Annotated in this window: 23 protein-coding genes; 21 read left to right on the top strand and 2 right to left on the bottom strand. The window is 38.1% G+C overall.

Going from position 1 to position 22,429, the window contains the following annotated elements:
* The first annotated feature begins 25 nt into the window (after window positions 1–25).
* From CI949_RS00170 to CI949_RS00095, 16 genes are all read left to right on the top strand, one after another.
* Entirely contained in the window at window positions 26–913 is an 888-nt protein-coding gene (locus CI949_RS00170) for a hypothetical protein (protein WP_290761817.1), read from the top strand.
* 19 nt (window positions 914–932) lie between these two features.
* A complete protein-coding gene (locus CI949_RS00165) occupies window positions 933–1,280 on the top strand; it encodes a hypothetical protein (protein WP_290761814.1) in 348 nt (115 codons plus the stop codon).
* A gap of 31 nt (window positions 1,281–1,311) precedes the next feature.
* Window positions 1,312–2,367 (top strand): UDP-3-O-(3-hydroxymyristoyl)glucosamine N-acyltransferase, encoded by a 1,056-nt coding sequence (gene lpxD, locus CI949_RS00160; protein WP_290761811.1) that lies wholly within the window; start codon window positions 1,312–1,314, stop codon window positions 2,365–2,367.
* 69 nt (window positions 2,368–2,436) lie between these two features.
* Window positions 2,437–3,294, top strand: coding sequence for a UDP-3-O-acyl-N-acetylglucosamine deacetylase (gene lpxC, locus CI949_RS00155; RefSeq protein ID WP_290761809.1), 858 nt, complete (start codon window positions 2,437–2,439; stop codon window positions 3,292–3,294).
* A 1-nt stretch (window position 3,295) separates the two neighbouring features.
* Window positions 3,296–3,745, top strand: a complete 450-nt coding sequence (gene fabZ, locus CI949_RS00150) for a 3-hydroxyacyl-ACP dehydratase FabZ (RefSeq protein WP_076545687.1) — start codon at window positions 3,296–3,298, stop codon at window positions 3,743–3,745.
* A 21-nt stretch (window positions 3,746–3,766) separates the two neighbouring features.
* Window positions 3,767–4,585, top strand: coding sequence for an acyl-ACP--UDP-N-acetylglucosamine O-acyltransferase (gene lpxA, locus CI949_RS00145; protein WP_290761799.1), 819 nt, complete (start codon window positions 3,767–3,769; stop codon window positions 4,583–4,585).
* Between the two features lie 9 nt (window positions 4,586–4,594).
* Complete coding sequence (gene lpxI / locus CI949_RS00140) at window positions 4,595–5,431, top strand: LpxI family protein (protein ID WP_290761797.1); 837 nt, start codon at window positions 4,595–4,597, stop codon at window positions 5,429–5,431.
* Window positions 5,419–6,564, top strand: a complete 1,146-nt coding sequence (gene lpxB, locus CI949_RS00135; protein ID WP_290761795.1) for a lipid-A-disaccharide synthase — start codon at window positions 5,419–5,421, stop codon at window positions 6,562–6,564. Before lpxI ends, lpxB begins: the two co-directional genes overlap by 13 nt.
* On the top strand, window positions 6,557–7,129 hold the full coding sequence (gene lptC / locus CI949_RS00130) for an LPS export ABC transporter periplasmic protein LptC (RefSeq protein WP_290761793.1): 573 nt from the start codon (window positions 6,557–6,559) through the stop codon (window positions 7,127–7,129). The genes lpxB and lptC overlap by 8 nt, the downstream gene beginning before the upstream one ends.
* Window positions 7,130–7,174: 45 nt before the next feature.
* On the top strand, window positions 7,175–7,819 hold the full coding sequence (locus tag CI949_RS00125; RefSeq protein WP_290761791.1) for an LptA/OstA family protein: 645 nt from the start codon (window positions 7,175–7,177) through the stop codon (window positions 7,817–7,819).
* A gap of 4 nt (window positions 7,820–7,823) precedes the next feature.
* Window positions 7,824–8,543: an LPS export ABC transporter ATP-binding protein gene (gene lptB / locus CI949_RS00120; RefSeq protein WP_290761788.1), complete on the top strand. Its 720-nt coding sequence runs from the start codon at window positions 7,824–7,826 to the stop codon at window positions 8,541–8,543.
* A 15-nt stretch (window positions 8,544–8,558) separates the two neighbouring features.
* On the top strand, window positions 8,559–9,659 hold the full coding sequence (locus tag CI949_RS00115) for an LptF/LptG family permease (protein ID WP_290761785.1): 1,101 nt from the start codon (window positions 8,559–8,561) through the stop codon (window positions 9,657–9,659).
* A gap of 11 nt (window positions 9,660–9,670) precedes the next feature.
* Window positions 9,671–10,975 (top strand): DUF3084 domain-containing protein, encoded by a 1,305-nt coding sequence (locus CI949_RS00110; RefSeq protein WP_133530676.1) that lies wholly within the window; start codon window positions 9,671–9,673, stop codon window positions 10,973–10,975.
* Complete coding sequence (locus tag CI949_RS00105) at window positions 10,968–11,381, top strand: RuvX/YqgF family protein (RefSeq protein WP_133530677.1); 414 nt, start codon at window positions 10,968–10,970, stop codon at window positions 11,379–11,381. Before CI949_RS00110 ends, CI949_RS00105 begins: the two co-directional genes overlap by 8 nt.
* 318 nt (window positions 11,382–11,699) lie before the next feature.
* The gene (locus CI949_RS00100) at window positions 11,700–13,499 is read left to right on the top strand and encodes an S-layer homology domain-containing protein (RefSeq protein ID WP_290761780.1); all 1,800 of its coding nucleotides are present in this window, start codon (window positions 11,700–11,702) and stop codon (window positions 13,497–13,499) included.
* Window positions 13,500–13,602: 103 nt separating this feature from the next.
* Entirely contained in the window at window positions 13,603–14,277 is a 675-nt protein-coding gene (locus CI949_RS00095; RefSeq protein WP_133530679.1) for a hypothetical protein, read from the top strand.
* A gap of 87 nt (window positions 14,278–14,364) precedes the next feature.
* Here the strand turns inward: CI949_RS00095 and CI949_RS00090 are convergent, their stop codons facing one another.
* Entirely contained in the window at window positions 14,365–14,868 is a 504-nt protein-coding gene (locus CI949_RS00090) for a hypothetical protein (protein WP_114489473.1), read from the bottom strand.
* A gap of 154 nt (window positions 14,869–15,022) precedes the next feature.
* Window positions 15,023–15,715, bottom strand: a complete 693-nt coding sequence (locus CI949_RS00085) for a cytochrome c biogenesis CcdA family protein (protein WP_133530680.1) — start codon at window positions 15,713–15,715, stop codon at window positions 15,023–15,025.
* 163 nt (window positions 15,716–15,878) lie between these two features.
* Here CI949_RS00085 and CI949_RS00080 point away from each other — a divergent pair, with 163 nt between their 5' ends.
* The 5 genes from CI949_RS00080 (at window position 15,879) to CI949_RS00060 (ending at window position 22,349) form a co-directional block, all read left to right on the top strand.
* Window positions 15,879–16,871: a hypothetical protein gene (locus CI949_RS00080; protein ID WP_133530681.1), complete on the top strand. Its 993-nt coding sequence runs from the start codon at window positions 15,879–15,881 to the stop codon at window positions 16,869–16,871.
* 15 nt (window positions 16,872–16,886) lie between these two features.
* Window positions 16,887–17,819 carry a hypothetical protein gene (locus CI949_RS00075; protein ID WP_133530682.1) on the top strand — a complete coding sequence of 311 codons (933 nt, stop codon included), beginning with the start codon at window positions 16,887–16,889 and terminating at the stop codon, window positions 17,817–17,819.
* Window positions 17,820–17,897: 78 nt separating this feature from the next.
* On the top strand, window positions 17,898–19,673 hold the full coding sequence (locus tag CI949_RS00070) for an LPS-assembly protein LptD (RefSeq protein WP_133530683.1): 1,776 nt from the start codon (window positions 17,898–17,900) through the stop codon (window positions 19,671–19,673).
* A gap of 118 nt (window positions 19,674–19,791) precedes the next feature.
* Window positions 19,792–20,493: a hypothetical protein gene (locus tag CI949_RS00065; protein WP_133530684.1), complete on the top strand. Its 702-nt coding sequence runs from the start codon at window positions 19,792–19,794 to the stop codon at window positions 20,491–20,493.
* A gap of 110 nt (window positions 20,494–20,603) precedes the next feature.
* A complete protein-coding gene (locus CI949_RS00060) occupies window positions 20,604–22,349 on the top strand; it encodes a phospho-sugar mutase (RefSeq protein WP_084566200.1) in 1,746 nt (581 codons plus the stop codon).
* Window positions 22,350–22,429 lie beyond the last annotated feature (80 nt).

Raw genomic sequence — 22,429 nt, 5'->3', positions numbered from 1 at the left:
CTTAAATAGAAAGGAGAAAGGCAAAATGGATAAATATGATTATCATTTTATCTCGATAAAATTTTTAACTTCAATTTTATTGGCTCTAATTTTTGCCTTTCTTCTTATTTATGTTTTCACTCCTCAGCAGCGAGAAAATTACCCGGTTTACAGACTGCAGCAGAAAGAGTCAATTTTTTCAGAGGAAAAGCCGACTTTTAATTTCGAATCTCTGGCAGTAGAAAAATCTCTGCAGCAGGAAAAAATGGCCTTTGAAAAAACTTTAAGAGATAGAAGTTTTGAACTGATGGAGCAGAGCAAACAAAGGATGCTGGCAGTTATTACTGCAGGTTATCTAGAAAAACTGAATGGTTTGCGGGAAGAAAAGATGCAGGCATTAGAAGCTAAACGAAGGACTTTAGATCAGCGAGAGGAGAAGCTACTGCAGCAAAAAAGGCAGGAACTGGAGGCTGAACTTTCGCGAAAATTGCAGCAGCTGAGGCAGGAAATAAGGAACAAATATTCTGATTTTAATCAGAAAGAAATACTTGACAATTATTTAAGGATAATTAATTTACAGCTTCAGATTGAATTTACAGCTCACACAGAAAGTGAAAAAGAAAAATTTAGGAATATGCTGAAAAAAGTACGATCAGAACAGCAGGCTTTAATGGCCGCAAAAAATTCTAGATTAAATGAGGCCATTTCCAGTAAAACCAGTGCTTTGATCATGGAATTTAATCAGCAGTATGCTGCTTATCGCGAGAAGATTAGAGATAAGCATCAGCAGATACTTTCTGAGCTGCGGGAAAAAATCTCAGCTGAACTGGCGGCAGCCAGAGAAGAAATAAAAAAAGATTTAGCTTTAGCAAAAGCAGAAAAAGATGCTGAATTAGAAGATATAATTGCTAATAGTAAAAAATTGTATTATTAAACCAGGAGGTTTATTTTAAATGCATTATTATCGTAAGGCAACTGCAGTATTTATCATTGTGCTAACTTTAATCATGCCACTATTTTTAGATAAAGAAGAGCAAACAGCAGTTGTTAATTTAGATCAGGTAGTTGCTGCCAGCAAACACTTAAGTCAGATTAAGCAAGCAGTCAGAGATAAATCAGAAAAAAGGGAGAGCTCTCTTCGGGCAGCAGAAAAGGAAATAATGAAAATTTTGCGCAGGGAAGCAGAAATTATTGCTGCAGAAAATAGTTACAGCAGTATTATAATTGACCAGGCAGTTTATCAGGGAGGAAAAAACATCAGCCAGGAAATTGCTGATAAAATAGATAACAAATATAAATAATTAGTTTTGTTCTAAGGGGGATAAGATTAAATTGACAGCAGCAAAAAGTTATAAAGTCGAAGAACTAGCAGAAATTACAGATTCAGAAATCAAAGGGGATAAAGATTTAAAAATAACTAATGCGCGTGGTATAGAAGAAAGTGGAGGCAGCTCGGTCACCTTTGCTGATCAAAAAGAATATTTACAACTGGCTTTAAAATCTAAGGCAGCAGTAATTGTCAGCAGCCAGCAGATATGTAAAGAGCTGGACTCAAACTTAAAAGCGAAAAAAACTTTTCTGCTGACTGATAATCCAAGGAGAGTTTATGCTCAAATAGCTGATCTTTTAACACCGCGACCTTATGAGAGTGGGAAAATTTCTGAGAAATCTGTGCTTGCTGAGACAGTTAAACTGGCAGAAAACATTTCTATTCATCCCGGAGTTGTAATTGCTGAAAATGTAGAGATTGGTAAAAACACAGTCCTGGCACCAGGAGTGATTATAGGACCGGATGTAAAGATTGGGGCTAATTGTTTATTACATCCCGGAGTTATTATCGAAAGAGAAACGATAATTCAGGATGAGGTTATAATCCAATCCGGTGCTGTAATCGGTTCTGATGGTTTTGGCTTTGCAACAGACGAAGACGGTCACCACAAAATTCCTCAGCAGGGTAATGTGATTATCGAATCTGAGGTCGAGATTGGAGCCAATGTCACAATTGACAGAGGAGCCAGCGGACCAACAGTTATCAGGCAGGGAAGCAAACTTGATAACCTGATTCAGATTGGGCATAATGTTGAAATCGGAGAAGAGTCACTGCTGGTAGCGCATTCTGCAGTAGCGGGAAGCACCAAACTCGGCCGCCGGGTAACTCTGGGGGGGCAGGCTGGTGTAGTCGGCCACATCAAGCTGGCAGACAATACTACTGCCGCCGCCAGAGCAATGGTTACTTCACCGACAAATGAGGGGGATTTTATTTCCGGAGCGCCGGCTCAGATTCACCGGGAAGCTCTTAAGGAACAGGCCTATTTAAGGCGCCTGCCGAAATATATTGATAAAATAAAAAAATTAGAAAAAAGACTGGCGGAGCTGGAAAATAAATAATCCTTGAATTATAAAGTCAATAAATATATAATAAACTATTGAAAGGCTTTTAATGAAAGGATGACAGCTTTGTATATAGAAAAAGGCAAGCAGAAGACATTAAATGAAGAGATTATAATCGAAGGAATTGCCCTCCATTCAGGTAAGGATGCAGAAATTAGACTAAAACCGGCAGCTGCAGGAACCGGAATAGTTTTCTTTCGCTCTGATTTGAAACAGCAGCTGAAGCTGAAGGCAGTTCCAGAGTCAGTAGTTAATCTGGTTAGAAATACAACCATCGGCAGTAGAGAAGTTAAAGAGGCTAAAGTCAGTACTATAGAACATTTGATGGCTGCAATCTGGGGAAGTGGAATTGATAATTTAGAAATTGAAGTTTCTGGTCCAGAGATTCCAGTCATAGATGGAAGTGCCTATCCTTATTATCAAAAGATAATCAGTGTCGGGCTGCAGGAACAGCAGGAGCAGCGGCAAATTTTTAAAGTTGAGTCTCCAGTTTATGCCCGTCAGGATGATTCATATATTACTATCCTGCCTTATGATGGTTTTAAAATATCTTATACTCTCGATTATCAGCATCCTGTAATCGGAAGCAGTTATTTCGAATTCGATGCTGAAAAAATAGATTTTGCAGAAGAAATTTCCAGGGCCAGAACTTTTGGTTTTGCAGCCGAGGTAGAAAAGCTCCATGCTCAGGGGCTGGCACTGGGAGGCAGTCTTGATAATGCGGTTTTAATAGAAGAAACAAAAACGGTTAACCCGCTCAGATTTGAGAACGAGTTTGTCAGACATAAAATTTTAGATGTTATTGGGGACATGTTTTTAAATGGTAGAATTATGGGGCATATAATAGCAGTCAAATCCGGTCACCGACTTCATGTCAGACTGGCGGAGAAGATTAGAGAAAAAATGCTTGAGGAGGAAAATTAATTTGAGTGAGATAAATGAAATTATTGATATTGGTGTAATCAGGTCAATTTTACCCCACCGTTATCCTTTATTATTAGTAGATAGAATTGAAGAAGTCCATAAAAAGGAATCAATTGTTGGGATTAAAAATGTAACAATCAACGAAGAGTTTTTCTTAGGTCATTACCCTGATCACCCAATTATGCCGGGTGTTCTGATAGTTGAGGCGATGGCCCAGGTAGCAGGAATTTTGATTTATTACAGTTTTGAAGATATGGAAGATAAGCTCCCTATTTTTACCAGTATTGATAAAGCTAAGTTTAGGACACCTGTTAAACCGGGTGACCAGTTAAGAATCAAGGTTGAAATAGTAAGACTGCGTAAAAGAGTTTCTAAGGTGAGAGGAGAAGCTTATGTGGGCGATAATCTTGCTGCAGAAGCGGAAATGATGTTTACATTTGAGGAGAAATAGATAGAGAATTCTGGAAGGGGAATGATAGTCTTGGCAGCTGAAAAAAAAGGAAAGGTGCTCCACATGAGCAATATCCATGAGACAGCAATTGTTGCTCCGGGAGCCAAAATTGGGAGAAATGTTGAAATAGGGCCCTATGCCATCATCGGTGAAAATGTTGAAATCGGTGAGGGGACAGTAATTGGACCTCATGTGGTAGTTAAGGGCTGGACTCAGATTGGTAAAAATAATGAAATATTCCACGGGGCTTCTATAGGTTTTGAGCCCCAGGATTTAAAATTTGATGGGGAAAAGAGTTACCTTTTTATCGGTGACAATAATACCATTAGAGAAAATGTTACTATCCACCGGGGGACCGCCGATGGCGGAGGGGAGACAAGAATTGGAAATGATAATTTATTAATGGCCTACTGTCATGTAGCACATGACTGTCAGCTGGGCAGCCATATTGTAATGTCCAACGCGACAAACCTGGCAGGCCATGTAGCAATCGAAGATCATGCAGTAATCGCAGGTATGGTTGGAGTCCATCAATTTGTTCGCATTGGTAAGATGAGTATGGTTGGTGCACATTCTAAGGTAGTTAAGGATGTACCTCCCTATATTTTAGTCGATGGTCATCCAGCAGGAGTCAACGGGATCAATGTTATTGGTTTAAGACGCAATGGGGTCAGCCCCGAAATGCGTAGAGAAATAAAAAGAGCCTACAAAACTCTCTACCGCTCCAAGCTGAATATTGACGAGGCGATAGAAAAGATGGACCAGGAACTCGATGCCAGTGAGGAAATCGAGCATTTTCTGCGTTTTCTGCGCAATGCCAGCCGCGGAATCTGCCGGTAGGTGGCAGTGATGACTAAAAAAGCTCTAATCGCAGGTTGGGGTCAGCTGCCCCGTCTCTGGGCTGAAAAGGCTGCAGCTCAGGCTGAGAATTTTATTGTAATTAAAATTGCCGAAGAGATCACAGCTGAATTCTCTGATTTAGACTGTGCAGAATATACGGTTAATTTAACTCAGCTGGGAGAAATCCTGCAGATTTTAGAAGAAGAAGAAATCGAAGAGGCTATCTGGCTCGGTAAGATCCAGAAGGCACATCTTTTTAATGATTTCAATCCGGACCAGAAGCTCCAGCAGCTGCTTAAACAGCTGCCGGAATTAAATGATGATACTATATTGATGGCTCTGGCCCTGGAATTTATAAATTCGGGAGTTAAAATCCTGCCCCAGACCTATCTTTTAGAAGAACAGCTGGCAGAGCCAGGAATTCTGGCTGGTAAAGTAGATTCTGAACTAAAAAGAGATTTGGTTTTTGCTTTTGAGACCGCTTATAACCTCGGTCGTTTTGATATCGGTCAGACTGCCTTAGTTAAAGGTGGAGCAGTTATGGCCCTGGAAGCAATCGAAGGAACAGATGAAGCAATTAAGCGGGCGGCAAAATTTGGAGGTCCGGGAATTGTAATGGCTAAATGCAGCAAAAGAAATCAGGATATTCGGTTTGACCTGCCCACTGTTGGTTTAAAAACCCTGGAGAATTTAATTGAGGCAGAAGCAGGAGCTTTAATAATTGAAGCAGATAAAACATTTATTTTAAACAAAGAAGAATTCTGCCGCCGGGCAGCTGCAGAAGGAATTGTAGTTGCTGCTGCGGAATATAATAAAGAGGAGTTAATCCTACCTTGGCAAAAATAATGGTTTCAGCAGGCGAAGTATCTGGTGATATGCACGCCGCTGCCGTCCTAAAAAAAGTAAAAGAAAAAAATAGTAGTATCCAAATTTTTGGTATGGGCTCGACTGCTCTCCGGGAAATAGGAGCAGAGATTTTAATCGACCCCACCAAAATCAGTACTATTGGTTATATAGAAGCTTTAAAAAATTTGAAAGAGCATTTTAAACATCTCAAAGAGATGAAAAAAATCCTGCGGGAGCGGAAGCCAGATCTGGTATTTCTGGTTGATTATTCGGCCTTTAATATGAAACTGGCCAAAGCCTGCAGTCAGGAGGGAATTAAGGCGGTTAATTATTTTCCGCCTTCAGCCTGGGTCTACAATAAGCGCCGGGCTGACAAAATGGCTTCCTATAGAACTCATATTGCAGCTGTTTTTCCAATGGAAAGAGATGTCTACCGAGAAGCCGGAGCAGAAGTTACTTTTGTCGGTCACCCTCTGGTAGATATTGTCGAAGTTGATAAAACAGCAGCAGAAATTAAAAAGGAGTTAAATTTAGATCAGCAGAAACAGGTGATTTCGCTTTTTCCGGGCAGCCGCCGGGGAGAAATCGAGTCACTGCTGCCGGAGATGCTCCAGGCAGCCTGCAGTATAAAAGCAGAAAAACCGGAAATTGAATTTCTGCTGGCAGCTGCAGAAGGAATTGAGCCTGAGTATTTAAAATCCTTTACCGAAAAGGTTGAGCTTGATTTAAAGATTATTCAAAAGAAGAATTACCAGCTGATGCAGATTTCCGAATTTATAATTTCTGCTTCGGGAACCACAACTCTGGAGGCGGCGATTCTGGATACACCGCAGATTATCTGCTATCAGGCGGCTCTGACCACCTACTTTCTGGCAAAGTATGTTTTTAAGGTTGAATTTGTCGGCCTACCCAATATCATTGCCGGCGAAGAGGTTGTACCCGAGCTGCTGCAGCAGGATTTTGAAGCAGAAAAAATTACAGAAACTGCCCTGAACTGGCTGAATGATAAAAAAGAATTGAATAAAATTAAAGAGAAGCTGCAGACCGTGCGCCACAAACTTGGTGGTGGAGGTGCAGTGGAAAAAACAGCAGACTTACTGCTTAGAGAAGGAGGGCTAAAAAATAGTGGATAGAAAAAGTATTTTTTTAGCGCTCTTTATTTTTATCACTATTATTTTTTCACTCTATTTTACTCTGGAAGAAAATCCAATCACTCCACCTAAGCCGACAGCTGAAAATAAAGAGCTACCCGAAGAGGAGCTGGAGGGCGTGAATTTCAGTGTTTTTAATAACCAGCAGAATCAGGAGCTGAAGCTGGAGACTGAACACCTAAAAAACTTTAAAGATGAACAGCGAATGGAACTTAGACCACTTGAGGCAGAAGTTTATTCAACAAACAGCAACCAGCTATTATATACGCTCAGTGGTGATTTTGCAGTCTATCACAGTAATGATCAATATCTGGAGATCAGAGGTAATGTCTTAATTGAGAGTGACCGCTATCAGATTGAAGCAGAGGAGCTCGACTATTATTTAAACCGCAATTATCTCGAAGGAAGAGGCTCTGTTAAAATTACGGGAAGTGAATTTAATTCCCGGGCAGCAAGCTTTAATTCAGATCTTGATTTAAGGAACTTAAAGCTTAAGGGTGATAATGGACAGGCTGAAGTGGATTTTGATGAGATGTCGGAGGACTAGAAATACTTTCTAAAACCATTATATTTGAATGAGGAGTCATTAATGATGCAGAAAAAAATTTTATTTTTTTTATTAGTATTTATCCTGGCGCTGACAGCTAATGCAGCTGCAGTCAGGGAATTGAACGGAGATAATCTTGACCTGGAGCAGACTGAAGCCGGTCAGGTGTTTAGAGCCACCGGCAGTGTAGAACTGATATATGATGAGCTTAGGATTACAGCTGAAGATGTTGGTATTTACCGCCGTTATAACGGGGAAATTGAATTTAGAAATAATGTAAAACTTTTTTACCAGGACTTTGAAGCGAAGGCTGTTGAGCTGACCGGAAATCTTGAGACTCAGGTTTTTCATTTAATCAAAGAGGCTGAAGTCAGAGGCGAAAATTCTCTGCTGCAGGCAGAACAGATCGATATTTACCGGTCCGAAGATAGAATAGAGGTTAAGGGTAATGCCTACCTGGAATATAATAATTTTTGGGCTGAAGCAGATCAGATAACTTATAATCTCAATAGTGAAATAATAACTCTGAAAGGTAATGTTCAGGGTGAGCGAAATGGAGAGTCCTTTAGCTCTCAGTCAGCAGAGGTTAATCAGCAGACTGAAGAAGTTAAGCTGCGCGGAAGAGCAACTCTCCGCTTCAGTGAAGAGGAAGCTGCTGCAGATACTAATAGTGAGACAGTGGAGGAATAATTAGATGACAATTAAAGCTCAGGGCTTAATTAAAGAATATAATAAGGAAAGGGTTGTTAACGAAGTTGATTTAAAAGTGGAACGCGGCCAGATTGTTGGTCTTTTAGGCCCTAATGGAGCCGGCAAAACAACTACTTTCTATATGATTTTAGGTTTAATCAATCCTGATGGAGGTCAGATATTTTTTGATGAGCATAATATTTCAAACCTCCCTGTTTACAAAAGAGCCAGACTCGGGATCGGCTATCTGCCTCAGGAAGCTTCGATTTTTCGTAAAATGACGGTGGGGGAAAATTTGAAGGCTATTTTAGAGTACAGAGACTTAAACAGTCAGGAGATTGAAGCAAATATTAAAGAACTGCTGCAGGAATTTCACATTGAAGGATTGAGAAACCGCAAGGGTTTTCAGCTCTCCGGTGGTGAGCGGCGCCGGGTGGAAATCGCCAGAGCCCTGGCTGCTGATCCGGCTTTTATTCTCTTAGATGAACCTTTTGCCGGAGTTGATCCGATTGCAGTTAATGATATTCAGGAGATTATCCGCTATCTTAAAAATCGAGGTCTTGGGGTTTTAATCACTGACCACAGTGTGCGGGAGACCCTTTCGATTACAGATCGAGCCTATATTATGCATGAGGGTAAGATTTTACTTTCCGGAACCTCAGAGGAAATTGCAGATAATGAACAGGCACGTAAATTTTATCTGGGAGATAAATTTAAAATTTAGTGAGGTGCATCTTTTTTGAAAACAATTAACAAATATATTTATAAAGAATTGATTGCACCTTTTTTCTTTGGTGTAGCAGCTTTTACCGGTATTTTTATCGGGACTGATCTAATTTTTGAACTGACAGAATTTTATACGCAGTGGGGTGTTGATGTTTTAACTTTAATCAGGCTTTTCTTTTTAAGCCTGCCGGAGATTATTGTTTTAACTTTTCCAATGGCATCTCTTCTGGGAACAATTATGGCCTACAACAGGCTTTCTGGTGACAGTGAGATTACAGCTATGCGGGCTGGAGGGATCAGCATTATTTCGCTGGTGCTGCCGGCACTGATTATGGGGCTTGTAACCAGTGGAGTTACTGTTGCTATTTCAGAATTTTTAGTGCCCAATGCCAATTATCAGGCTGAGCAGATTATGTATCAGGCCCGCCACGGAGAGCAGCGGCCGGAAACTCAGTATGATTTATTTTTAACCCCAATGGACAGCAGTACCCGCCGACCTGACTATATGCTCTATGCCCACAGTTTTAATGGAGAGAGCGGGATGATGAAGGATGTGGTTGTTCAGAGCTTTGAGGACGGTAGTCCAGACAGTGTGCTGGAAGCAGAAAGAGCTGAATGGTTGCGTGACGGCTGGCATTTCTATGATGGAACGGTTTATTTTTTAGATAGAAATAACAGGCAGCCGGCTTTAGAATTCAGCAGTTACCGCTCCCGGGAGGAGATTCATTCTCCAGCTCAGGCAGGCAGTCTGGGTAAGAATATTGATGAGATGAATGTGAGAGAGCTGAGCAAACAGATTGCCCTTAAAGAAGAGCAGGGTCGAGCAGCTTATGAGGAGCGGGTTGAACTGCATCACCGTTTTTCGATTCCCTTAGCCAGCTTTATTTTTGCACTGCTGGCAGCACCGCTGGGGATTAAGCCTCAGCGTTCAGCTGGTTCGGCAACCGGTTTTGGCATCAGTATTATCATTATCTTTATCTATTATGTTTTAATGACAGTTGGGGATGCTCTCGGTAGTCAGGGAACAATTCAGCCCTGGCTTGGAGCCTGGCTGCAGAATATAGTAATCTTTATTGTTGGAGTTGGACTTTTAATTAAAACGGCAAGACAGTAGATTTAAAGGAGGTGGAGATTATTAACGCATTTGTAATTATAGGAGCAGTAGTTATCTTAAGTGGTTTAATCGCCTATATTGGTGATCGGATTGGAATGAAGATGGGTAAAAAGCGTGTTTCCTTATTTGGTCTCCGCCCCCGTTATTCTTCAATTATTATTACTATTGTAACCGGAATTTTAATCGCTGTTCTCTCAGTTACCATTTTGCTTGCGGTTTATTCTGAGCTGAGACAAGCCTTATTTAACATTAATGATGTTCTAACAAGACTGGAATATTTAAACGAAGAATTAGCAGATAGAGATCAGCAGCTGACAGCAAAAGATAAGAAGCTGGCAGCAAAAGACCAGGAGCTCTCAGAACTGCAGCAGAAAATTGAGGCGCGAGAAAAAGAGATAGCTAAAAAAGAGGCTGAAATTGAGGCACGAGAAAAAGAGATAGCTCAAAGGGATAAGGAAATAGCAGCTGTAGAAAGTGAACTAAAAGAATTAACTCAAAATAGAAACCAGCTGCAGCAGCGGGTAGAAGAACTGAGTTCTCAGCGCGAAGAATTGGAATCACAGGTTGCTGAGCTAAAAAATCAAATTTCCGAGCTGGAAGCTGATTATGATGAGCTGCGGAAGGTTGCCAACCAGCTGCAGGCCGGTGTGATCTACTACATGGGTGAAGATATGGTTTATCAAAAAGGTGATGTGATCTATACTGATGTGCTAGAAGGCGGCCGCAGTGAACAGGAAACAATTTCTGCTTTAAATAAGTATCTGCAGGCAGCCAATCAGGTTGCAGTAAAAAAAGAGATTGAAGTTAATGAAGAAACCGGGATGGCACTCCGCTTACAGACTGAGGATATTTTAAATGCCGCCCGCATCATTTACAATATGGAGCCGGGCAGTAGAGTTATTGTTTCTTTAATAGCCAGAGTTAATGTTCCTAAAAACGACTGGCTTTATGCGAATTTCCAGCTTTATGAGGATTTTAAAGTCTTCAAAAAGGGACAGCTAATCAGCAGTAGAGAAATTAGTGCTGAACAGAGTAGTAAAGAAATAGAGACTGAACTGGAAGCACTGCTGCAGGATATTAACCAGAAAGCAATTAACCAGGGACTATTACCCGATAACTCAGGCCAGGTCGGCAGTATCAACTTCAGCCAGTTTTATGATCTGGTTAACAGGGTACGCTCAGCCAGTGGTGAAGTCCGGATTAATATTTATGCCGGCAGAGATATCTGGAGACAGGATAGACTAAATGATAATTTAGACTTTGAGCTGGAAGAGATTGGGGCTGATGGTTCTGCTGAGGAGGCTAATAATGAATAATCTACTTGCTTTGGATCCGGGCAGTGACAAAGTTGGGACTGCAGTTTTAAGTTATACTAAAGAAGAAAAAGAAAAAACAATAGTCAAAAAAGAAGAGCTTTTAGATCATTTAGCTGAGATTTTTAATAATTATCAGATCAAAGAAATAATAATTGGTGATGGGACCGGGGCTGATTCAGTAAAAGAAATGGTCAGCAGCCGTTATTCTGATTTAAAAATAACAATGGTTGCTGAAGAATATACAACAGAGGAAGCTCAGGCCCGCTATTTAAAGGAAAAGCCGATGTCTAACTACGAAAAACTGCTGCGAAAAGTGGTCAGCTGGAAGCTTAAAAAGCCGCTTGATGATTATGCAGCCTTAATAATTGGTGAAAAATATCTCGATAAGCTTGACAAAATCGATTAAGTGCTTTACAATAGGGTTTGAGGATTAATAGTAAATAAATTTGACAGTTAGGTTAGTTTACTGTTATAATTTAATTTGCAAATTGATAATTTAATTATGCTTATAAACTCAACGCTAAAATGCGGCGGAAAGGAGGTGCCCCCGAAGCTGCGGAGCTGTAGAGTTATAAGAGTTCTAAGATACTTATCAAAAATCTTTTGGACAGATGAAGAGGAAACTAGGTAACTCGCTCGGATGTCCTCTATGATTGTATAAGTTATTAGAACTTATATATCGAAAAAGAAAAATGTTAGAACACAATCAAGGGGGATTTTAATAATGAAAAAACTTACAATTACAATTGCTTTAATCTTAGTCGTAGCATTAGCTATGCCTGCATTTGGTCAGTCATTCTCTGACGTACCAAGTGATCACTGGGCATACGATGCAATTAACAAATTAGTTGCTGCTGGTATCGTCGAAGGTTATCCTGATGGCGAATACAAAGGTAGCCAGAACATGACTCGTTACGAAATGGCTGTTATGGTTAGCCGCGCATTAGACAACATTGTTGCTGAGCAGGAAGAAATGGCTGCTGCAATGGACGAAATGAGCGAAGGTCTAACTACAGGTCAGGCAGAAGACGTAACTGCTATCGTTAAGTCCTTAATGGAAAAGAACACTCAGGACAGCTTAAGCGATGCTCAAGCTGAAGAAGTAGCAGATATCGTTGACGCTTTAACTTTCGAATTAGCTGCTGAGCTTAAAGTATTAGGCGCAGACGTTGATGCTTTAGGTAAAGATATGGCTGAATTAGAAGCTAAAGTAGACGCTATGGACGTACCAGAAGATAACATTGAATTTACAGCTACTATAGATACATTTGCAGAAGTTGCTAACTATGGTGATAACGCAGATGCTGTTATAGAACTGTGGGCTGATGGAGACGCTCTAGATATTGCTGCACCAGTTAGTCCTTCTAAAGAAGAAGATGCAGAAGATTTCCCAGCAGAAAAGAAATTCTGGCAGGAAATTGGAATTAACGCTGCTGGTGAATTAAATGGAGCTAGCTTTAATCTTGCTGTAGATACTACTACTAATGTATTTGCTGAAGAAGATACTGTTTTTGATAGCAGTGTTTATAGTGTTGAAGAAGATGGATTAGATTTAGCTGTTGATAGTGCTTTATTAGAAGTTGCTTATAATGATTATGGATTTAAGTTTGGTGACTTAGACGGATATACAGCTTCTTCATACTTCATTGATGATGAAGATATGGAAGGTATGGAAATGACAGCTTCTTACATGGGTAATGACATCACTGCTTTTGTTTTAGGAGAAGATTATGATGTTGATACAGATTATTATGGTGTTCATGTAAGTAGAGAAATGGACTTCGGTACTGTTACTGGAAAAGTATATCAGGCTAGTTTTGATTTAGAAACTAAAGATGTTACTGATGTAGCAGTAGAAGTTTCTGATGTAGCTGTTACTGATATGGTAACTGTTGGTGGAGAAGTTGTGTTTAATGATACTGATACAGAAAGTGATACACTATTCAATGTTAATGCTGAAGCAAAAGTTAGTGACGCATTAACTGTTGATGGTATGTTTGAAACTGTTGGCGAGAATTTTGAGTCAGCAAGTGTATTAGGAGATCTTGAAGAAGCTAATGACTATAACAAGTTTAATGTAGGTGCATCATATGTATTAAATGAAAATAATACGGTTACTGGTGACTATACATTAGTTCAAGATGAATCTAATGACAATAACGAAGATAAAAATACTGTAGAAGTAGCATTAGATAATAGTTATGGTAAGTTTACTAATAGTGCATCTGTTGCTTATACTATGAATGATACTTACAAAGATGGATATGATACTACTATCATCACTTTGGGTACTGAGTATGCTTGGAACGATACAACTACTCTTGGTGCAGAATTAGTTAATAAAGATGAAGATGATAATGGTGCCACTGTAATTAGTTATAACTACCTGAAAGGTTATATGACAAAAGAACTTTCAGATAATATGACTTGGAATACAGAAGCTAAGTGGATTGACGGAGAAGATGACGTTGAGGGCGAAGGTACAGGTAATGCTGTAACTACTTCCTTATCTGTAAGCTTCTAATCATAGTCTAATATAAAGAAATAAAAACAACCCGGGGGATTTATCCCTCGGGTTTTCTATGTTTATAGGAAAAAAATAACAAACTATAGGAGGAATTTAAAGAATGAAGAATAAAATTATAATATTAATGATGGCCTTAATGATAGTAGGGTTGTTAGCAGGAAGTGCAGCTGCATCTGATTGGGAAGCTGTTGGTGGGATTTCTATTACAAATGTTACATTAGATAAATGGAATTCTACAATAGATGATTTAAATAATTTAGTTGCAAGCAATTTTCAGGGTTCAATATCAACAAGTAATATTGAAAAAATGGACAATATTGATAAAGTTCCTATGCTTTATTTAGGAGCGAAAAAGAAAGTAAGTGATAAATGGACAGCAAATATTCAGTATGAACATATCTTTGGTGCAGTAGAAACAAATTTTGATTCTGCTGTTGGAAAAGGATCAGCTGAAATTGATGTTGCACTTAATGGTCTTGCTCTTTTAGCTGATTATGAATTAAGTGAAAGATGGACAACTGGTGGAGGAGTAGCTTTTTATAAAGGTACTAAAGATAAGAATTTTGAAGGTCAAGCTTTTGCTGCTTCAGGTTTAGTAGATGAAAAAGTAGATTTAGATGCGGTTAGTTATAGATGGGGTATTGGTTATAAACGTCAATTTGCTGATAGCTGGGATTTTAATGCTGGTATAGATTATCTATATCTTGAAATGGATGATGAGGATGAAGGAGATGTTTACAGTAACGGATTTTCATATAAAGCTGGTTTAACATAGAGTTTCTAAGCGATAAATTAATAATTAATAAGAAGCCCTTAAGGCAGATATTCAAATTTTGACTTAAGGGCTTTTTAAAACAATAATTTAATTAGTCAAAAATAAATCTCTGTATTTTTTTACTGCTTCATCAAATTTATTTAAATCATAGTTTAATTCATTTCCTGCTGTAGGATCTGGAAGTTTAAAGCTTCCTATATTTAAGCTTTCATGAGTCATCATTTTTTCAATCAATTCTTTTTCCAGCTGGTCAGGAAGGTAAAGACTTTTTCTTTCCTGAGAAACCTCACAAACAACTCTATTAGTTACACCATCATCGAATTGATAATATATTTCGTATTCATTACCTAGTTCTTCTATTTTATAAGGCTTCATAACTATCATTATCTCGCCATTTTTCCAAATCACCCTTAAAGGTATAGCATAATCTGATTGGTATATTTCTACAGTAGTATTCCCTGATTCAGAATCTTTACTTTTACTTGTAATCCAATTATCAAAAATATCTATTTCGGGTGCTGCAAATACAGTTCCACTTAAAAATAAAATTAAAGTCAATATAAGTACTAATATATGTTTTCTTTTTTCCATAGATTATCTCTCCCGAGGTTATTTATTTTGTACCATGATATATAATTCTTTGCAAATTATTAGTCTCCTTTATTTTTAAATATGAAACTCAATTTTAAGCTACTGATCAAGATAATGTTCTTAAAAGTTTTTGTTATAAGGTATCTTTTGAAATTTAAAGCAGCATTCTATTTAAAACTTCCAGATAACCACTGATCATTAAAAATCCAAAAATAATTAGTAATATTCCTGTTATTCTGTTTACTAATGGCAGATACTTATTAAAAGCCTTTAACTTTGGCAAGAGATAATCCATAAAAATTGCTGATAAGAAAAATGGGACTGATAAACCAATTGAATAAAATAAAAGTAACAAGCCACCTTCCATGATATTAGACCTTGTACTGGCAGCAATCAGAATTGAACTTAAAATAGGTCCAATACAGGGGGTCCAACCGAGAGCCAGGATTAATCCCATTACAAAGGAACGCAAATTTCCCTGCAGATAATCCGGTAACTCAAATTTCTTTTCTCGATAGAAATAGCTTATTTCAAGAATTCCTGTTAAATGAAGACCAAAAATAATAATAATAATGCCGCCAATGTTTGTCAGGATATTCTGGTTTCTAATTAAAAATTTACCTAAAAATGTGGCTGATAAGCCCAGCAAAATAAATATAATAGTAAAACCAGCAATAAAACTGAGAGAAGAGATTACAATTGAAATATTCTTATTTTTTTCTTTCGCTTTTGCGTAATCACCGACTAGATAAGACAGGTAGGTCGGTATTAATGGTAAAATACAGGGAGAAAAGAAAGATAAAAGTCCTGCCGAAAGAGCTGCAATCAAACCTATATCTGCTGACATATGACCACCTCAAATATATTTTTATTAATTAGATTATATAATACTATATCGAAATAGACAAATATAATAAATTGGAAAATAAAAGGTTTTCTTATCTGGATTATTCAGGCCAGATCTGTTATAATTAAAGTGTGTAATTATAAAAGAAAGGAGGCAGGGAAAGATGAAGAGATTATTGATATTTACTGCCATTATTTTGTTAATTTTTACTTTAAATATTTCGGCTCAGGAAGCAGATCAGACCAATACTGATCCTGAAACAGAAAATCTTAAAAGTCTGGACCTGTCTCAGGAAAAGTCGTTTTCCGATTCTGCCAGGGAAGAACTGCTTGGTATTGCTTCTCAGTTTGAAAGCACAACTAACATCGAAGATATTGAAATAGATAACAGCAGCTTTAATCTTACTGGTAATGGAAGCCAGCAGAATACAGGTTTGCAGCTTTTATCTGATCTTAATTTTAATACGGATTATAGCCAGCAGATTATTGATGATGAAGTCATTAGTGAAACCCAGCTGCAGCTTGAATATGCCATTAATTCGCGAGCATTGATTAGAGCAGGTTACAGTCTTGCTAACCGAGAATGGTGGGAGGTGCAGAGTGTAAATTCTTCCACAGTTGATTCGGAAGCTAATCCGAATCTTACTATTAACAGTGAGGAAAACCTATTAACACCTGCCAGTTCTGAGAGAGTTTTTAGAGAAGAAAATGAAAGTCGGCGCAGTCTGGGACTTGCCTATCAAACCAGTGATCGGCTTACAGTTTCTGCTGATTTTATAGAAAATAATGATTTAAATACATTTAATGATGATTATGACTTAAATGCTGATACTACAGTCTTTGGATTGCAGTATAATGATCCAATGGGAACAATTAGAGCCAGCTATCAGATTGATTTAAATGACGAACTGACTCAGAGAATAACTGGTGTTGAGCTCGATTTTAATAATCTGGCAACTTTTAGTGCTTCCTATAAATTGCTGAACCCAGAGGACCTGGAGTCAACTTTAAAATCTCAGACAGCCTGGGATCTAGGTCTGGGAGTAACTTTTGATGAAAATTATGGTTTGAATCTTGGTTATGAATTAATCGAAAATGATGAAAATAAGGATGATAGCGAAAGAAATATTAGTGCTTCTTTCGAAATAAACTTTTAAGGATGGTGCAGTATTTTGTCAATAAATATAAAAAAAATTACAGTACTGATTTTAGTATTTTCAATTATTATGACACCTATTTTGCCTTATTCCCAGCTGCAGGCTGCGGGGATTATTCCACTCGATGGTCTGGCAGATGCGGAAAGGCTTTTATATGGTTCCGTATCGGATAAGCCGATTTTAGAACGGGTTAGTGATGTTGAACAGAGTTTATATCAAAAAAGGCAGTCGGGATCCATTGTCGAAAGAACAGAAAAAATAATTTCTGATCTTTTTGAAACAACAGAAAAGTCTCCTTCTCTTGTTTTTCTCTTTAATACAGTTGAGTGGGCAATAAGTGGAGAAATCGGGAGATCTAACCTGCTTGAACGGATCAATAATTTAGAGAAGATGGTAAGTGGTCAAGTTACTGAGGGTCCACTTAAAGAAAGGATTAAGAAGCTTTATCAGCTAACAATCAGCGGGCGGGAAATGCCAATTCAGCTTGTAAAAAGTAGAGAGAATCAGCTAATCAGGATCGAATTGCTGGAAGAAATTGATTCTAAAACTGCCAGCCGGGGTAAGAAGGTTCCCTATCAGGTGGTAGAAGATATTAAAATTGGGGATGTTTTAATCATACCTGCAGGTACTACAGGAGAGCTGGAAGTTACAGAAATTAAAGAAGCCGGGAAAATGGGGCAGGATGGAGACATTAAAATTGGTTTTCCTCAACTGACTGCTATTGATGGTAGTTCACTGGATGTTGCAATTGAAGATGAGGCCCGGGAAGAGAACGAATCACAGAAACTGGCTATTGGTGCCAGTGTGCTGGGAACGGCCCTTCTTGGTTTGCCGGGAGTAGTTGTTGGTTATTTTGTTGAAGGTGAAGATGAGACAATTCCTGCTGGTTCAGAGTTATATATCCAGCTGATTGAAGAAAAAGAAATTAGGGGTATAGTTTTAAAATAGATCTAACCTGCCAGAAAGGCGGGTTTTTTCATATTATTTTAGATGAGCAGAAAACTGATTTGAAAAGGAGTTAGAATCTTGCAGAAAAATAATTATAGACATTGTCAGTTAAATCAAATTGGAGGATTTTTGCTGCTTGTTTTTGCCTTTCTTTTTTTACTTTCGTTTTCAGTATCTGCAGCAGATTATGTTGTTCAAGGAGAAGAAATTACTTTTATTGAGCAAACAGGTCTGGTAGTTTTTGAAGGTTCACCTGTTTTCAAATCAGCTGATTTTACTGTTAGAGCAGATAAATTTGAACTTGATACCGAAAATAAAAAGTTAAAAGCTTATAAAAATGTTTTAATTGAATCTGATAAAGATGATCTGCGGGGTGACAGCCTGGAGTATAATTATCAACTGGAAACGGGAAGTCTTTACGGTGCGAAAGGAAGTGTTGGCCAGATATATTTTTCTGGTTCGAAGCTAAATATACTTTCGGCTTCACCAGTAGAAGGTGTCATGCAGTCAGCAGCATTTACTCCCTGCAGTCGTCCGGAACCGCACTATCATTTTAAGGCTAAAGAGGTCAGAATTAATCCTGATAATACGATTACTATTCATCATATAGTTCCTTACATAGCCAATATACCTGTTTTTTACTTTCCATATTATTCTGTTACCTATGATCCTGACGGAAAAGAGGGAGAAGAACTTAGAAACACCTTTCCCCTGCCCAGATTCGGCTATGATGCTGAAAAAGGAGTTACAGTTGAGTTGTCCTATCCCTACCAGATTGGAGATTCTAACAGCGGCCGAATTTATTACTGGCGGGAAGGGTCCGGAGAGGAAAGAGATGAACGCAGAGAATATCTTAATATCCAGCGATTTACTGAGAATTTAAGTTTTAAAAATCGTTATTATTATCTTTATGATTATGATTTTGAGGATGAGGTTTTAGACGAAGAAGAAAAAGAATTTAGAAGTTCACTGCTTTATACTCCTGGCAATTTAAGTTTGGAAGCAGGACTTTTGCGGGATTTACTGCCTGCAGAGCCGGTCAATCGATATTTTGTTGAGGCAAATTACCAATTTGAAAGTGGTTTGAAAACTGGTCTTTTTAAGAAATACGATCCGGAACAGAAAGAAATAATTGAAACAGTTTATACAGCTGACTATCGCTTTGGGACAGGGGTCAATGCATCTTTGAGAAGAGAATATAATAGCGAAGAACTGATTAAAGAAAATTACAGTTTAAGCCATAACCAGACAGCTGTTAACTGGAATCTTAAATATGTGGCAGGAGAAGACTACAATTACTATCCTTATCTTGAACTTTCATTTCCTGCTTTTTATTCTTTTAAAACTTCCCTGGGGACAGGACGGGTCGAAAATGGAGGAGTAGAGTTAAATAAATCCAGATTAAATTTAAACTACAACAATAGCTGGCAGCTTCCAGCTGGTTTCTCCTACCACTTAACTCATAATTATCGACTTGATCATTATCAGAGCGGCTATGATCAGAATTATCACTTTTCGGTTTTAAATACCGGTCTTCGCTATCGAAATCAATTAAATAAAAAGTTACTTTTTAAATCTGCCCTTTTTTATCGGCAGGATAGAGTGATGGGCAGTACCCCATTAGTCGATGATCGGGAAGAAGAGGAAAGATTGCTTAAACCTTCAATTTCTCTAGATATCAGAGGTGATTATCCAGATTCAGCCTGGGCACTTGAGACTGATGGCAGTTTTGATTTATCTAGCGAAGAATGGGACGAAATAAATCTTCGACTTAGAAAAAAAGAAGACTGTTTTGATTTTTTTATTGGCTATGAATTTGTTGATAAAAGTATTAATTTTGGTCTTTCTATTTAAATCTAATCTAATTTATTAAAACCCTGTCTGATTAAAGGACAGGGTTTTGAATATTTTTTCACAAAATTGCAGGAATTTTCCTTTTAATCGTGAAAAATAAAGAAAAAGGGTGATTTTTGTGAAAAAGAACACAATAACTTTTCTGATAGTTTCTATTCTTTTAATTTTCTCTGCTTTGATTTTAACTGGTTTTTATGCAGCCCCGGTGGCAGCTAAAGACTATAGGCCGGAAATTAGTGGCAGTTTTGAGAGTGGAGATCGGCTTTATACTGATCCGGGAGACCTGGAAGAAAATGAAGATAACATTGTTGATTATTATCAGTATAACAAACAGTGGCTGCGATATAAACAGAAGCTGGCTGTAGGTGAATATTATTATTTGAAAGCTCAACGGCAGCAGCGCATTTATGAACAGAGTCAGACCTATGATAATTTGAATTTAGAAGTTGAGGGTAATTATACCTTTTATTTAACTGAGAAACTGCGCAATCGATTTAAACTTTTGCTGCGAGATAAGGATTATCTGGAGGCGGAAACAAAAGACTATCAGCTGGCCCGAGTGCAGTACACACTGCAGTATGATTTAAATGAAAAACACGATTATGAAATTTTATTTCAAAGACAGTGGACTGAATATAAGATCAGTCCGGAAGATGACTATCGATTGAATCGAGTTTCCTTAAAGTGGGGCTGGAAATTTAGCGAAAATCTTGATCTGGACACAAAGCTGCAGTTTGACCAGCAGATAAATACGAAAAATTCCGGTCGAACTGATAAGAGTGGCCGCAAAATTTCTTTGAAATTTAAATATAAACTCTAATTTTTCTTAATTCTTTAAAAACTTTATAAAAAAAATTATTTGTGATATAATATTTTCAATGAGTAGCATAAATACTTTAGATCGTTTATCAACAAAGGAGTTGATCAATTTTGAGTTATATGTCCAGATATCGCGATTGGCTTTTAAGTGACTATTTTGATAAGGAGACAAAAGAAGAGCTGGAAGCCATCCAGGATGATGAAGCAGAAATTGAAGATCGCTTTTATAAAAATATTGATTTTGGTACAGGTGGTATGAGAGGAAAAATGGGGGCCGGAACTAATAGAATTAATAAATATGTGATCCGGAAAGCCACTCAGGGTCTGGCCAATTATATAATTAATTACAGTGATGATGGTCAGGAAAAAGGTGTTGTAATTGCCTACGATTCAAGACATAATTCGCCGGAATTTTCACTGGAAGCAGCACTTGTGCTGGCTGCAAATGGCATCAAAACATATTTATTTACCGGAATGAGAGCAACTCCGGAGCTTTCTTATGCAGTTAGAGAATTAGATGCAATCGGTGGCATAGTAGTTACCGCCAGTCATAATCCACCGGAATATAATGGCTATAAGGTCTACTGGGAAGATGGGGGACAGGTAGTACCTGAGCAGGCTCGAGATATTATTGCTGAAATTGAAGAAATAGATGATTTTTCTATTGTTAAAACTATGGATGAGATGGAGGCAGTTGATAAGGGATTATTAAATTACATTGGTGCCGAAGTTGATGATAGTTATCAAAAAACTTTAATAGATATTTTACCAGATACAGATCTAGCAGCAGAGAAGGGCAGCAATTTATCAGTGGTTTATACTCCACTACATGGAACAGGCAGTACAGTAATCCCAAAACTTCTCAGTGATTTAGGTTTTTCTAACCTGCATCTTGTGGAAGAACAATCAGATGGAGATTCAGAATTTTCTACCGTAGAAAGTCCAAACCCTGAAGACAGAGAGGCTTTTGATCTGGCATTAAAGCTGGCTGAGGAAGAAGAAGCCGATCTGGTTATTGCAACTGATCCTGACTGTGATCGGATGGCACCTGCAGTTAGAGATGCTGAGGGGAACTATCAGTTTTTAAATGGGAATGAAACAGGTGTTTTATTTGCTGATTTTCTTTTAAAAGAAGCAAAGGCAGCAGGTAAGCTACCTGATAATGGAGTTATTGTTAAGTCAATTGTTTCTACAGATATGGTTTTAGATATTGCTGCTGAGTACGGGGTGGAAGTACTCGATGTACTGACAGGATTTAAATTTATTGGAGAAAAAATTACAGAGTTTGAAGCATCAGGGGAAAAAGAATTTATTCTGGGTTTTGAAGAAAGCCTCGGATATTTAATTGGTAAACATGCGCGCGATAAAGATGCTGCGGTTGCCGCTGGTCTGGCAGCAATTATGGCTCTAAAATATAAAGAAGAAGGAACAAATCTGCTGGAGCGTCTGGCAGAATTGCGAGAAGAATTTGGTTATTATCTGGAAGATTTAGAGTCGATTCGCCTGGAAGGAAAGGAAGGCCAGGAAGTAATAACTAAAACAATAGCCAGACTGAGAGAAGAGAGTCCCGAAAAAATAGCAGGCCGCAGGGTTAAGGTGGTTAAGGATTATAAATTATCTACAATTAATTATTTAGATGAAAATCAGGAAGAAGAAATAAAGCTGCCTAAATCAAATGTGCTTCAATATTTACTGGAAGGTGATGCTAAACTCACTATTAGGCCCTCCGGAACTGAACCCAAACTTAAATTTTATTTTGCAGTTCGCGAAAAAGATCAGGCAACAGCAGAAAAAGTGCTGGCCGGATTTAAGGAGAATTTAATGTCTGAAGTTGAGGAGATAATGAACAGCTTCTAAGTATTTGGCATGCAAGAAGAGTAATAGAAAAATAAGAGGCAGAATTAAAAAAATAAAAGGGAGGCTCTGCCTCCCTTTGC

Source organism: Halanaerobium sp., assembly GCF_003070835.1.
Note: the sequence above shows the minus strand (reverse complement) of the source record. Positions and strands in the feature narration are given on the sequence as shown.